Annotated in this window: 11 protein-coding genes and 1 pseudogene; 5 read left to right on the forward strand and 7 right to left on the reverse strand. The window is 69.5% G+C overall.

Going from position 1 to position 13376, the window contains the following annotated elements:
* Positions 1–2572: hypothetical protein (locus EAO70_RS37930; RefSeq protein ID WP_187283898.1), on the forward strand; the 2572-nt coding region annotated here is incomplete at its 5' end.
* A 134-nt stretch (positions 2573–2706) separates the two neighbouring features.
* Here EAO70_RS37930 and EAO70_RS15380 read toward each other — a convergent pair.
* The 6 genes and pseudogenes from EAO70_RS15380 to EAO70_RS15405 form a co-directional block, all read right to left on the reverse strand.
* Positions 2707–3273: a hypothetical protein gene (locus EAO70_RS15380; RefSeq protein WP_148003551.1), complete on the reverse strand. Its 567-nt coding sequence runs from the start codon at positions 3271–3273 to the stop codon at positions 2707–2709.
* 357 nt (positions 3274–3630) lie between these two features.
* Positions 3631–4677, reverse strand: a complete 1047-nt coding sequence (locus tag EAO70_RS15390; RefSeq protein WP_148003553.1) for a TerC family protein — start codon at positions 4675–4677, stop codon at positions 3631–3633.
* Between the two features lie 232 nt (positions 4678–4909).
* Positions 4910–5005 (reverse strand): annotated as a pseudogene (locus EAO70_RS40380) (IS5/IS1182 family transposase); the annotation flags it as partial.
* A 34-nt stretch (positions 5006–5039) separates the two neighbouring features.
* The gene (locus EAO70_RS15395; RefSeq protein WP_148003554.1) at positions 5040–5837 is read right to left on the reverse strand and encodes a VOC family protein; all 798 of its coding nucleotides are present in this window, start codon (positions 5835–5837) and stop codon (positions 5040–5042) included.
* A 368-nt stretch (positions 5838–6205) separates the two neighbouring features.
* Complete coding sequence (locus tag EAO70_RS15400) at positions 6206–6463, reverse strand: DUF6479 family protein (RefSeq protein WP_148003555.1); 258 nt, start codon at positions 6461–6463, stop codon at positions 6206–6208.
* 215 nt (positions 6464–6678) lie between these two features.
* Positions 6679–7203, reverse strand: coding sequence for a VOC family protein (locus EAO70_RS15405; RefSeq protein ID WP_148003556.1), 525 nt, complete (start codon positions 7201–7203; stop codon positions 6679–6681).
* Between the two features lie 146 nt (positions 7204–7349).
* Between EAO70_RS15405 and EAO70_RS15410 the strand changes: the two genes are divergently transcribed.
* The 4 genes from EAO70_RS15410 (at position 7350) to EAO70_RS15430 (ending at position 11316) form a co-directional block, all read left to right on the forward strand.
* On the forward strand, positions 7350–8003 hold the full coding sequence (locus tag EAO70_RS15410) for a hypothetical protein (protein WP_148003557.1): 654 nt from the start codon (positions 7350–7352) through the stop codon (positions 8001–8003).
* 112 nt (positions 8004–8115) lie between these two features.
* Entirely contained in the window at positions 8116–9375 is a 1260-nt protein-coding gene (locus EAO70_RS15415) for a DUF6357 family protein (protein WP_148003558.1), read from the forward strand.
* Between the two features lie 521 nt (positions 9376–9896).
* Positions 9897–10223, forward strand: coding sequence for a hypothetical protein (locus EAO70_RS15425; protein WP_148003559.1), 327 nt, complete (start codon positions 9897–9899; stop codon positions 10221–10223).
* A gap of 667 nt (positions 10224–10890) precedes the next feature.
* The gene (locus tag EAO70_RS15430; protein ID WP_148003560.1) at positions 10891–11316 is read left to right on the forward strand and encodes a contact-dependent growth inhibition system immunity protein; all 426 of its coding nucleotides are present in this window, start codon (positions 10891–10893) and stop codon (positions 11314–11316) included.
* 516 nt (positions 11317–11832) lie between these two features.
* Here the strand turns inward: EAO70_RS15430 and EAO70_RS15440 are convergent.
* On the reverse strand, positions 11833–12633 hold the full coding sequence (locus EAO70_RS15440; protein ID WP_148003561.1) for a phosphotransferase family protein: 801 nt from the start codon (positions 12631–12633) through the stop codon (positions 11833–11835).
* Positions 12634–13376 lie beyond the last annotated feature (743 nt).

Raw genomic sequence — 13376 nt, forward strand, 5'->3', positions numbered from 1 at the left:
GCTGGTGAGGTGCTTCCGCTTCGAGCCCGAGCAACGACCGCGGTCGCTGCGTGAACTCGCCGCGGAACTGCTGGAGATCGCCGAGAGCGAGACCGGCGCGCCGCTGCCCTGCACCCCTCCCCCACGGCCCGTGCCGGGGACGGTGGACTTCCGGGTGGGCGACCGGCGGATGACCGGAGGCGGCGTCTGGAAGGGCGGACGGACTCTGCTGATCCAGGCGAGCACGCTCATCGCGCGGCCCTACGAGCGCACCCTCGCGTTCTGGCCCAGTGGGGTGGGCACCATGAGGTCCTGGCTGCTCCAGGAACTCAACGCGCTGAACGAGGCACACCGCATGCTGGTCGAGGCCCCCGGCGACCCCACCCCGGAGCGGTCGGATCTGACCCGGGAGGCCCTCCTGTCCGCCGCGGCCGTGCTGGACCGGCTGGGCGACGGGCCCGCGGCCACCGAGAAGTTCCGCGCCTGCGTCGCGGCGACGGGCGACGAGCCCTCGACCGCTCTGGTGGACGTCCTGACGCGGCTCGCCAACCACCTGCGTCGCCACGGCCAGTGGGAGGAGTCGTCCCAGATCGCCGAACGCGCCGACGACGCCGCACGACAGTTGCCCGACGCGGAGGACTCGGGCGACACGGCGGAGGCGGTAGTCGCCGCGCTCATGTCGGCCGCGCACCACGCAGAGGACCCGGGCCGGCAGTTGAACCTGGTGCGGCAGGCGTACGAGGTCGCACAGGCCGCGGGACTCCCGGCTGGAACAATGGTGACGCTCACCAACCAGGGCATGCTGCTCGACGCCCTGGGCCGCAGGGAGGAGGCGGCGGAACTCTTTCGCCACGTCGAGGAACGGCTCTCCGACCCGCGTCCGATCCCGGCATTCGACGTCGTCACCCGGGCCCAGACATGGTCCGCGCTGGCGGAACACCACGCGGACGACGTCCCCGCCGCTCTGCGCTGTCTGAAGCGGGCCCGCGACCTCCTGGCCCGACTCGTCGAACGCGGGGAGACGGATCTGCTCGGCGCCCTGGGCCGGACTGAGTCGCGCCTCGTCGAGCTTCACGGGCGGCTCGACGGCCATGCTGCCGCGACCACCACCGCCCTCGCCGCTCAGAACCACCTGAGCGACGCGGCCGCGGAAGGGCACGGTGACCCACTGCATGAGCTCGCGCGCGCCAGTGACCACGCGGCCGCGATGCTCTGGGACAGCGACCCGGCAGCGGCCCTCGAAGCAGCCGAGGCGGCCCTGGCCATCTGGACCCGACTGGTGCAGAGCCGGGGGACGGCCGCCTGGGGCGTTCAGCTGGCCGAAGGACACCGCAAGGCCGGGGTCTGCCGTCTCAAGACCGGACAGCCGCAGCGCGCCGAAGAATGCTACGAGAACGGCCTGGCAGTGACGCGGCACGCCGACTACCCGTCGTCTCCGACGGGCTCCCTGATAACGGCCTCCCTGCTGCAGGAAGTGGCCATCCTGCGTCGCCGCTCCGGTGAGCGCGACCAGGCGCGCCGCCTGTGCGCGGAAGCCCTGGCACATCTGAACGAACCGGACCATCCGGAGCACGCGGAGGCGCGCCTGCGGACGCGTTTCGCGCTGTCGAACCTGCTGCACGACGAGGGCCGGACGCGGCAGCTGCTCGACGCCGAGCGGGAGAACCTCGCCGAGGTCGCGGCCGCCACGCAGCGAGGTGTGCTGGACGAGGGACGCCTCGCCTTCGCCGCCTACCGGACGGGCCAGGCGGCCATGAACTGGGGCGACTTCACCTGTGCCGTCGAGGCCGGAGAGATCGCGGCGCGCACCTACCTCCGGCTTGTCCGGTCGGGCCGTCCACTCCATGATGCCGTCGGCCTGGCCCGCTGGTCGCTCGGCATCAACCTCGTCCACCTCGGGAGACTCGCCGCCGCGGAGGAGCAGTTCGAGGCCGCGCTGCGGGAGTTCGCGGAGGCGACCCGCACGGACCAGACGGAAACCGTGCTGCGCGCGATAGGCGGTGACTCCCGTTCGGCCTACGTCGAGTTCATCGTCGAACGTCTGCCGGGCATCCGGACCGCCCGCAGGCCGTCCGCGGCCGACGTCGAGACGTACCTCGACGAGCGGAGCTGGATGCTGGGCCGGTCGATCGAGCGCGCGGAGCGCGAAGGCGGGAACTCCCGTGCCTGGAGGGAGGTCGCCTGGTGCGTGGGCCTGCTCGACGGTCTGGCTCAGGAGCACGGTGGGACCCCCGTACGCGATCTTCTCGCCGACGCCGGATACCTGCTGGGCACGCTCACGTCGGACGACCGGCTCGGCGCGGCCGCACACGGCTTCCGCACGGCGGCGGGCATGTGGGGCGCCACGGCCAGGGCCGAGCCTGCGAAGACCGACACCTCTGGTGTGCTCTACGTCGACAAGTGGCTCTCCGCCCTCCTCCTTCTCATGGACACCCACCTCCGTGACGGCGACCGATCGGCCGCGCAGCGCGTCCGAGAGGATCTGATGAGCGCGGTGGCGGATGCCTGCCCCGACCGAACCGAGGAGTGGAACCGGCACGCGGCCGAGGCCTGGGACACGGCAGGGGGTGCGGACAGCGAACCGTCCTTGTGATTCCCCCGATACGGAGCAGACCCATCGGCCCCGCCGGGGCCGTTGCCGGCCACCGTCTGCCTCCCCTGACCCGCGCTCGGGTCCGGACAGCACTGAGCCGCGCTGAGGTCAGGACATCCTGAGCCGTGCTCGGGTCAGGACATCGACGCCAGAAGTCCGATCTCCGGCGCCAGGACGCCCGGCTGGGCGAGGGAGCGGAAGTCGGCCTCGACGGTGGCGAGTTCGAGGACGCCCGCGCGGACGGCCCGGAACCGCACGGCGGACCACACGAACACGTCGAGGGTCTCGAAGCCCGTGTCCTCCTCCAGGACCTCCTCCTCGTGGAACCAGACGGCGACCCGGCCGTCGGTGCGGAGCACGTACAGGCTGCCCCCGCCGTCGGCACCCAGGGACCACACGTCCTCGCCGCCGAGTTCCGTGGTGTAGTCGCTGTCCAGGACGGAACAGCCGTTGGCCGCGAAGTCGAAGGCGTAGGACCAGTCGAAGACGTCGAGGCACTGCCTCATGCTTCCCGAGCGCACCTTGCGGTCGAAGGCGGCCAGCGCCGTCGCCGCGTGCTCCGGGAGCCTGCTGAGGAACGGCTCGACCGGACGGGTCGAGGCAGGCACCTCGACCGGCGGCGCGTCCGGGAACCAGCGCGCCAGGTCGTCGTCCAGACCCCGCTCCACGTACCCAGCCAGTTGATCTACAGAAAGAGACATGGCGGTCAGGGTAGTCAGGGGGTACGACATCCGGGACGGCCGAGCGCCGCTCCCGTTACCGCTTCTCTCTGTCGGCTGCCGGGGGCTGCCCGTCGGGCACGCACTTCATGCAGGTCGGGTTGTGGCACGGGCCCGACTTCCACTGGGGAATGAAGACTCCCATCGTCTTGTGCCTCGTGATCTGCGCGGTCACGGGCTCGTGGCAGGCGGGGCAGACATGTCCGGCCCGCGGTGTCGGCGCACGCTCGTCTCTGCTCATATGTACAGAATAGGATAATTTGCCCGAAAATGGTGAAGATTTTAAGCGGATGGGGTTCCGATCGCAGGCCACTGGAACGGGCCTTGGAGAGCCGCAGGTCAGCCGGACTGTGGCGGGTCTCCCGCGTCCCGTTCCCCCTCCGTCCGCGTCGGCGCGCGCTCACCCGCCCCGCCCGGGGAGTCGTCTCCCCCGCCCTCCGCGGGTTCGGCCGGCGGGCGCGGATACCGGATGCTCAGCACGACGGACACCGCCAGGATCGCGGCGATGACCGCCAGGCTGACCGGTGACGGGATCTCCGGAATGCTGCTGCTGAACATCTTGTGGGAGGCCTGGAGGATCAGTTTCACGCCGATGAAGGAGAGGATCAGCGCGAGGCCTTTGCTCAGGTAGTGGAAGCGGTCGAGCAGGCCCGACAAGAGGAAGTACAGGGCCCGCAGGCCGAGAATGGCGAACGCGTTGCTGGTGTAGACGATGAAGGCGTCGTCGCTGACCGCCAGGACGGCCGGCACGCTGTCCACGGCGAAGACCAGGTCCGCCGCCTCGATCGCCGCGACCACCGCGAGCAGCGGCGTGGCCACCCGCTTCCCGGCCTCCCGGACGAAGAACTTCATCCCGGAGTACTCGTCCCGGACGGGCACGATCTTGCGGAGCAGCCGCACCGCGACGCTCTTGCCCGGATCGAACTCGTCGTCCTCACCCTTGAGGATCTTGTAGGTGCTGTAGAAGAGCACGGCCGCGAAGGCGAACAGCACCGCCGTGAACCTGCTGACGACCGCGACTCCGGCCGCCAGGAAGATGCCCCGGAACACCAGCGCGCCCATGACGCCGAAGAACAGCACGCGGTGCTGGTAGGCGCGCGGCACCTTGAAGTAGGCGAAGATCAGCGCGAAGACGAAGAGGTTGTCGACGGACAGGCTCTTCTCGAGCAGCCAGGCGGTCGTGTACTCCACGCCCGGCGCCGTCCCCAGGACGAGGAAGACGACGGCACCGAAGACAAGGGCGAGCCCCACCCAGACCGCACTCCAGGCCGCGGCCTCCTTGAAGCCGATGACATGCGCCTCCCGGTGCGCCAGCAGATCCACGGCCAGCGACACGACGACGGTGACGGCGAACGCCACCCACAACCAGGACGGCACGTCGATCATGGGGGCCCCTCACGAGAGCAGGGGAAACCTTTCTTTTAGAAAGTTTGACGCAAAATTTCCCATTTGTCTTCCAGTCCCCCTCGGCCGGCGATGGAGGTCAGCCCCGCCGGGACGGCTCGCTAGGCGCGGCCGGGGTGGACTGAGGACGTGCTTCCCAGAATGTGCGGCCCGACCGACGCCCCTACGTCCGGGCCCAGATCAGGGGTGCCGCGATGGAAGGTGCCGCCTGGCACTTCCGCACGGTGGCTTCCAGGATTCGCCGACGGTCGGCCCATCGCCGACCGCGAACCGGATCGGCCGGCATCAGCGGCTCGATCCGGCCCGTCATTGCGCGCGAGTTCGCCGGGGTATCGCGGAAACCGTCAGGACGTCTGTTCCGGGCTGGTCGCGGTGATCACCGAGAACGCGCCGCCTTGCGGGTCCGCGAGCACCGCCATGCGGCCCGCCGCCATGTCGAACGCCGGGGCCAGGACGCTGCCGCCCGCCCGAACGGCGGCGGCCTGGATGTCGTCGACGCTGTCCACGTGGAAGTACGGCTGCCAGTGCGGGGGCACCCCGGGCGGCAGCTGGGTCATGTCCATCATCCCGCCCACCGCTCGGTCGCCGACCTTGAACTCGACGTAGCCCTCGGCGCCGGGCATCTCGGAGCGCGCCGTGGTCACCGGGAGGACCGCGGAGTAGAACGCGGACGCCGCCGGGATGTCGCTCGTGGTCAGTTCGTTCCAGATCAGAGCACCGTGTTCGTTGACGATGCCCGCACCGGGGAAGGTGCCGGGCTCCCACAGACCGACCACGGCGCCGGTCGGGTCGGCGACGAGAGCCATCTTGCCGAGGTCCATGACGTCCATCGGCCCCATCATGACCGTGCCGTGGGCGCCGGTGACGGCGCCGATCGCGGCGCTGATGTCATCTGTGGACAGGTAGGTGGTCCACACGGTCGGCGGCAGCGGGTCGGGAACGGTCCCGTCCTGGTTCATGGCCTTCATGATCCCGGCGACCGGCTTGCCCTTGAGCGTGCAGACGGAGTATCCGCCCTGCTCCGCCGGGCCGATCTCGCCCTGCCAACCGAAGAGGTCGCTGTAGAAGTCGATGGCCGCCTGCTGGTCGGGGACCATCAGATCGATCCAGCACGGGGTGCCCGGGCTGTAGGAACCGTTCATGTCGGGCATGGGAGCCTCCGGAATGTCGATCGGGACGAGATGAGCTTCCCCGTCCACGTGGCATGTATCTATAGCTCGACGGAAGCCGGAATCCCAGCTCATCCGAATTCGGCGGCGACAAATGAATCCCGAACGGTCTATTCGTGAAGGCGGGGCCGGTCCGGGATCGCGTGACAGTTTCACGGGCCCGGAACCGGCCGGTCGAGATCAGGAATGTCAGCGCCGACAGCACCGACAGCACCTCGGAAAGCGAAAGCGACCACGGATCGCTCTTCCGTCAAGCTTCCTCGACGTCGCCCCATCGACCCCATCGTCGTACGGACCGCCTGACCTTCCTGACGTAGGGGACGTACGGACCGCCGGACCGGCTATTCGTCCCCGGGGCGCTGCGCGGCCTCGGTGCTGCCCCTCAACTGATAGGGGCGAAGTCGGTGGGCCTTGTCGGTGCGGGGTACCTCGACGGGACGCCGGTACTCCGCCACCTCTCCCGGGGGTCGATTGGTGGCGGGTCGCACCGGATGGGACTGCGGCTCCGGTGGCGCGGATTCGTTCTCGCGGATGCTGGCCCCCAGGACAAACGCTCCGCACAGCACGGCGACGAGGATCAAACCGATGAGGATGTGCATCTCTTTCCTCCAGGGTCGTGACTTGACTGGCGTTTCCGCACGACCCTCGAACACGGATGCGTCGCCATCCGCAGAGAACCCATTCGGATGCATCGCTTTGACTTTCGGATGCCCGAACCCACCAACACGCCCCGCATCCCTCATCGGCCGGGACGGCGCAGCCCACTCACTGACGGGGGCGGCGAGGCCCACTCACTGGCCGGGCAGCGACGCACTCACTGGCCGGGACGGCGCGGCGCACTCGCCACCCCGGAGTCCCTGCCGCTCAGTGCGACGTCCAGCGTCTCCTGCGCCATGCGCATCGACTCCGCGTACTTCGGCTCGTACATCCGCTCCCAGGCCCGGTCCGGATCGACCTCCTCGACCCGGCTCACCACCCACCAGATGTTGCCGAACGGATCCCGTACCCGCCCACCGCGATCCCCCCACGCGCTGTCGGCGACCTCGGTGACCACCTGGGCGCCGTGCGCGACGGCAGCCGCCATGGCGGCGTCCGCGTCGGGGACGTAGACCCGCAGCAACGAGGGCATGACCGGCCAGTCGGGCCGGCGGTCGAAGGCCAGCACCACCGTGTCGCCGACGCGGATCTCGCCGTGGCCGATGGTGCCGTCCTCGACCGGGACCCGCGCGATCTCCTGCCCGTCGAACGCGGCGGTGATGAAGTCGAGCAACGCGCCGGTGTCGTCGGTGACCACCCACGGCGCGACGCTGGTGTAGCCCTCGGGTGCGGTGTGCCTCATCGGTCTCGTCCTCTCGTACGGTCCCTCGCGATGCGACAACGGTAGGACGGAACTAGGACGGATCCCGACCTAGAACAACCGCTGGGGCCGACACTCGTCTCGGCTAGGCTGGCCGCGCTCAAACACGTAAGCGAAGGACGACGCGTATGGCCCGCCCCTACATGCCCGGACCGAAGCAGTTCGTCTTCGCGTCCGGCGACGGCAACGACCAGCAGGTTTCCGTGGGGGACCCCCAGGAGGCCTATGTGGCGTTCTCCGAGTACTTCCGTGGTCGGGCATCGGACACCTGCACCGTCACCGACGAGCAGTCGGGGCAGCGTCTGGTACTCATGCCCGAGCAAGGCGTGGTCTGCCGCATCGAGGAGGCGAACCAGCAGCGGACGGAGTATCTCCGGATCGACCGGCCCAATCGCTACCTTCCGAGCGCGATGCTGTTCTTCGAGAACGGCTTCGGCGGCCTCGACCGCTTCGGCCAGTGGTTCTCCGACCTCTCGGACCTCGACGCGTCTCCGGAGGCGCGCGGCGCCGCCCGCGCCGCCGCCATGACGACCGAAGCCACGGCGATGGAGGAGGTCGGACGGATCTGGTCGGATTCGGGCTACGTGGACCCCAGCGACCAGTACTACGTCTTCTTCGACTCGCACGACGCCGGGGACGATCGGGCCGAGCGCGCGGCCCTGCTGCACCTGATCGGTTTCCTCGGCCTCCAGCGGGTGGACGCTCCGGCCGGGGCCGCCGACGGCGAGGTCTGGGTGCGCACCGACCCGCGTCTGGACGCCGAATGCGCACGATGGTCATGAGGGGACGCGGCACGGAACTGCCGCAGCACCAGCAGCCGCACCAGCAGCCGCATCGCGCTGTCGCCGGTCGGGGCAACCCGCCGTCGTCCGGGGGAAGGACGAGTCCGAACCGATGAGAGACATCGTCTTCACCCGTGCGAGCGGCTGGATCCCGACGGTGATCAGCGAGGACGACGGGCTGAAGCTGATGCTCGGCGCCGGCGCCGACGCGAACCACGAGCCCCGCACCTTCACCGTCCCCGTCACCGAAGCCCACCTCGCGGTGATCCAGGAGGACCTGCCCCGGCACCTGCTGCTGTGGGCCGCAGTTCTTCCCCTGTGCCGTGCGGCGGGGACCCAGGGGCCCCTCGACGAGAGCGCTGCCGTCGCCCTCCTGGATCCCGTCCTCCACGGGACGCCCGCGGACGTCGACGCGCTCTTCCGGCGCATCGCGTGGGACAGGAGTCGGCTGATCGCCCACGGCGCCGACATCGGTCTCCTCAAGGGCGGCCACGTGTACAGGGCGATGCGGACGGCGACGGAGACGCCGAACGAGAGGCGTGCGCAGGAGCATCACGCGAACAGCCGTCGGGCCGCGCGCGGCACGGTACTCGCCCCGCTGGACGCCGCGATCCTGAGGTACACGGGCCAGTACCTGCACGGTTCGACGATCCCCCGGCGCAATCCCGACGCGGTCGACCCCGCGCTCCTCGCCGAGGTCACGCTTGTGATCGCCACCGCGGAGCAGGCGTCCGCCGGGATGAACATCGGACGGGATCCGAGGCGGGGCAAGCACGCGACGGACAAGGGCGACTGGGCGCGTATGGAGTCGGCGGTCAAGGCTGCCCTACGCCGCGCGCACCCCGAGCTCGTCGACGACGCGGTACGGACCGTCTGCTTCCTGATGTGCAGCGAGGCCGCCGCCCGCTCCAGGAAGGCCCCCGTGGACGCCGACGAGGAGGATGTCGATTCCGGCACCGACGGGCGTGGCCGGAAGACGGCTCTGATCTTCACGGATGACAAGGACGCCGAGCAGAAGTGGCGCCAGGGCAGCGGCCGGACCGCCTCTGCGGCGTTCTGGGAGTTCGTCGCCGAACGGTCGCGTCCGAACAACGACGTGTTCACCATCGAGGACGAAGCGATGGGCGAAGGGATCCAGGTCCACTTCTACGCCGACTCCATCGCTCGCATCACGACGCTGCGCAAGGGCAGGGGCGGAGCGGAGCCGGAGTACGGGGTCGAGTACCGCCTTGTCGACGGGATGAGCGAGTACCGGACCCTGGTAAGCGCCTTCGCCGCCGGCGGCTACGCCGCTCTCGACCGGCACGGCCCGTGGATCAAGGACGTCGAAGAGTTCGAACGCGCACGCCGCCGCAGACGCGACTCCCGGTAGCCCCGAGCCGGGCTGTCACGGGTGAGGCGGCGCCGCAGTGCATCCGGTTCTTGCCATGCTTGGACGCACTGGTCCGCTGAAAGCCAAGGCCAAGGCCATGCTCGCGCTGCAGCCACACGTAGGGCTCATGCGACACACTGCGGGCCGACCGAACAACTCGGCTCAGAAGGCAGCAAGACGCTCGGGATCGTTGGCATCGACGATGAGAGCGTTGATCTTCATAGTCGCATGTGCCACACCTTGATCCTCTCAGAGCGCCACAGCCCAGCACGCCGGCGTTCTCTCTCCGCGCTCTGCGACGCCCCCCTTGTCTCTGACACCTGAAGCACCCTCAGGCCTTTGAATCGAAGACACCAGGGCGCGGCAAGGGTTCGGATTCGAAGTCCCGGAGTGCGCGGAGGGCGGCGCGGCCGGTTGAGGCGAGGGCCTGCCCCTGCGACTCCGGCTCATAGCCTGCCCCACGGCGACCGGCCGCCGCACAGGCTCGCCCGTCCGGTCTGGGTGCCGTGCATAGTGTGTTCATGGATCGATTCACGGGTCAGGCCCGCCTCGAATGGTGGGCCAATCACGCGACGTGCCTTGGGGAGTACGACATCGACATCACCGTCACTGTCGGAGCGGTCGGCCAGTGGCAGGCAACCGGGCGGCATGCCAACGGCCTTGACACAGTCCAGCGCGAGGGCTGGTACTTCCTTATGGAAATGGACCCCCACTTCTCCCTTGCGTTTCCCGGTGAGGACCGCGGCGGGATCATGGTGCGAGTCGTCGAGGCAGGGGATGGAACACTCGTACTCACGGAGGCACCGGACTGGGACGGCTCGGGGAACATCACCTTCGACCTCACCTGAGGGCAGCTCGGTCTTGATAGAACTGCGGGCGAAGGCCGGAACGGCGCCGCGCGTTCACCCCACCGACGACGTGGACATAGCGGCGGCGTTGGCTTTCGCCGACGGGGTCACCGTGAACCTGGCCAACCGGACGGAAGACGGCGTCGACGCCCCCGTTCACCGGTACGTAGCGCAGCTTCCTGGGCGGCGAAGGGGGCCCGGCCGGCACCGGCGCCCATCCCCCCAGCGGACCGGAACCGGCTGACGTGCTGATCCCGCCACGCCCTTCGCGTATCTGGTGAGCACCTGCGCGGGCGCCGTCCTCGCCCTCTCCTGCAGAGCCATGCTCGTTCCCCAAGCCGTGAAGGCCGTCGGCTTCCTCCTCTACGGCCGACGTATGCGTTCCCGTGCCCGGCGGTCGGACCCTTCTCGTGATGTCGTACGCGCTCGCGGCTGCTCGTACGCCGTCCCGCGTAGGACCCGCCGCCGGTCAGCGCTCGCCACCCGCGGATCAGCCGCGCCGCATGACGAGGGCCCGCCTATTGGGGGGAATGAGGCGGGCCCTCGTCTGCACTTCCGCTGACGGTCGGGATCCGGATGCAGTCCGCGCTACGCGATTCCAGTGCACCCCGCAGCTCGCCGACAAACTCCAGCACTATGCCTTCGCGGCCCGGCAACAATGATAATTATGGACCGTCTGCTGCACCTCGACCGCACGCTCGACCAGCTTGATCCGCCCGCCTGGCCGCCTCCCGGGGTGCACACGACTGCGTTGGTGCGCACGGTGCATGAGCTGCGGCAGGTTCCTCTCCATGCGCTCGGGCCGGCGGCCCTCCGCACTCTCGTCACCCAGCAGGTGGCGCTCCCCCACGTACTTCCGCTCACCGTGCGTCTGCTGCTGGACGAGCCGATGCTCGACGCGTACTTCTACGAGGGTGACCTGCTGCTGGCCGCAGTGGACGCCCCGGAATCGGCCTGGTCGCTGTTCCCGGACCTCCGGGGACGGCTGCGCGACGTGATCACGAGCTTGCCGGACTCAGCGGTGTCCAGTCTCCCCCACGGTTCTGTCGAGAGCCTCGCCCGCTTCGTAACCCACCCCGCACCCCTTCGCTGACGCATACCTCAGACGGCCACCCGGCACCCGGCCATCGCAGGCACCGGTTCTCCCGATCCGTCGGCTATCCGATCACCCGGGTCGAACGCGGCCGGGTGCGCAGTTCGGGCAACCGTGCGCGGTCCTCCGTGCCGGCCAGGCTCCCCCCCCATCGTCAGGAGCGAGAGGAGCCGTACGGGCCGGCCGGCCGTGGCGGCTGCCTCCAGTTCGTGGTGACCGCCAAGGAGGACGTGGGTCAGACCCCAGACGGTCGGGGTGACGGCGGCGGGCGCGTTGGCGGTCTGCATTCCTGTACTGGAGAGCTCCGCGGCCTGTGATCACGTCTGGACGAGCAGCGGTGCCGCGAGGGCGACCCCGGCTCCCGCCGCCAGAAGGTCCTTCCGCAAAAAGCCCTCGGCGTATGGCTGTGCATGTGTGTGTCCACGCTTCACGATCTTCGAACGGAGGCCGCGCGCCGTGCCGCTGCCGCATCGGCCGTCGGCCGCCGTTCTCGCGGACGACGGTTCCCTCGGGCGCTCACATCCGAGATCTCAGTACGTCTACCTCGCAGCCCGGTGCGAAGGGATCGAAGCCGTGCTCGCTCAGCCAGCGCACTGCCATCAGGCTGCGCAATGACCACCAGCCTCGGATCACGTCGAGGGTGGAGTCGGGGGCGATACCAGCACCAGTTGCGGTTCCCGTGCCGGTCGCGGTGGCCGTGCCGCAGCCGTAGCCGGACAGGACGTCGTTCAGGCGTTCCTCATGTCCCAGGGTGAAGGTGGCCAGGTCATACAGGGCATCGCCCTGGCCGGCCTCGGACCAGTCGATGATGCCCGTCACCTCGTCGCCTTCGAGGAAGACGTGCGCGATCTGGAGGTCTCCGTGCGTGAACACCTGAGTCCACGGCCGGAGTGCGGCCTGAGCCACCTGGCGGTTTCGGTGCACCAGGTCGGCCGGCAGCAGGCCGTCCGCCACGAGCCGCTCGCACTCGTCGTCGAGTTCCGCCGTGAGGGCCACGACGCTCCGGCCGGCCCCGCCGGGGCGGGGCGGAAGCGGCGCGTCGTGGAGTCTGCGGATGGCAGCGCCGGCCGCGGCCCACGCCGACGACGAGCCGGTCGACGCCCCACCGAGGCGCCCGAGCGGCGCCCCCGGGACCGCGGCAATCGCGAGCACGGGCGGCCTGCGCCACAGGATCTCCGGGGTCGGGACCGGCGCGAGGGACATCGCCTCGACCTCGGCGTCGATACGCGCCTGATCGGAGTCCACCTTGAGAAACACGTCGCCGACGCGCAGGGTGGCGCGTTCGGAATGGGCTACGACGACTTCGACCTCATCCATGGGGGCCCACTATCCCGGAGCCGGCCGTCGAGGTCTCCGGATTCGAGACGACCTGACGTCGAGCATCACGGTCTCAGGCACCGTACAGTCGCCGCACGAACCGCCACAGCCGGACCCGGAACGGGGCGAGTTCAGGACAGGAGTCATCCCGTCACGGCTCGGCGGTGAAGCCTTCGGCGCCACTCGTCGGCGTCGGGTCCGGGGTCCGCTGTCAGTGCTGGGCCGTGGGCCGCCGGCTCCTTACTGCGCAGCAAGAGCGCCCTCCCCTCGCTCGGTGACGCCCATATAGAGCACGGGCTCTCGACTCTAGTGCCAGCCGGTATACCCGTCCGGGAGTCCTCCCCCGCTGTCCCCGCGCGTGAGCCCGATCAAGAAGAGAACCACCACGATCAACACGAGCAGCCACAACCAGAAGCGGTCCTCGATTCCCGAACCACTCCCTCGCGGACCATCGTCGCCCCGGTCCCCGGGATCACCTTCCTCGTCTCTCATCCCGCACCACCTCCCCTRCCCCCTCCATGACACCGGCGCCACCCGATGGACATCAACTGCCACGCGCTTCATCGCACTTGAGCGAAAGCTTCAACGCGTTCGCCGACTGCCCCGCCATCGAGGTTGCCCAAGGAGACGGCCTGGGCCGTGCCCACGGTTCCCGGGCCTGCCCGGTGACCTACGGTTCCCGGGTCTGCCCGGTGCGCCCGCAAGCCTGAGCCCGACACCCAAGTCGCCCACCCACTCACCCC

Source organism: Streptomyces sp. adm13(2018) (genome assembly GCF_008042145.1).
In the GTDB taxonomy this organism is placed as follows: Bacteria; Actinomycetota; Actinomycetes; order Streptomycetales; family Streptomycetaceae; genus Streptomyces.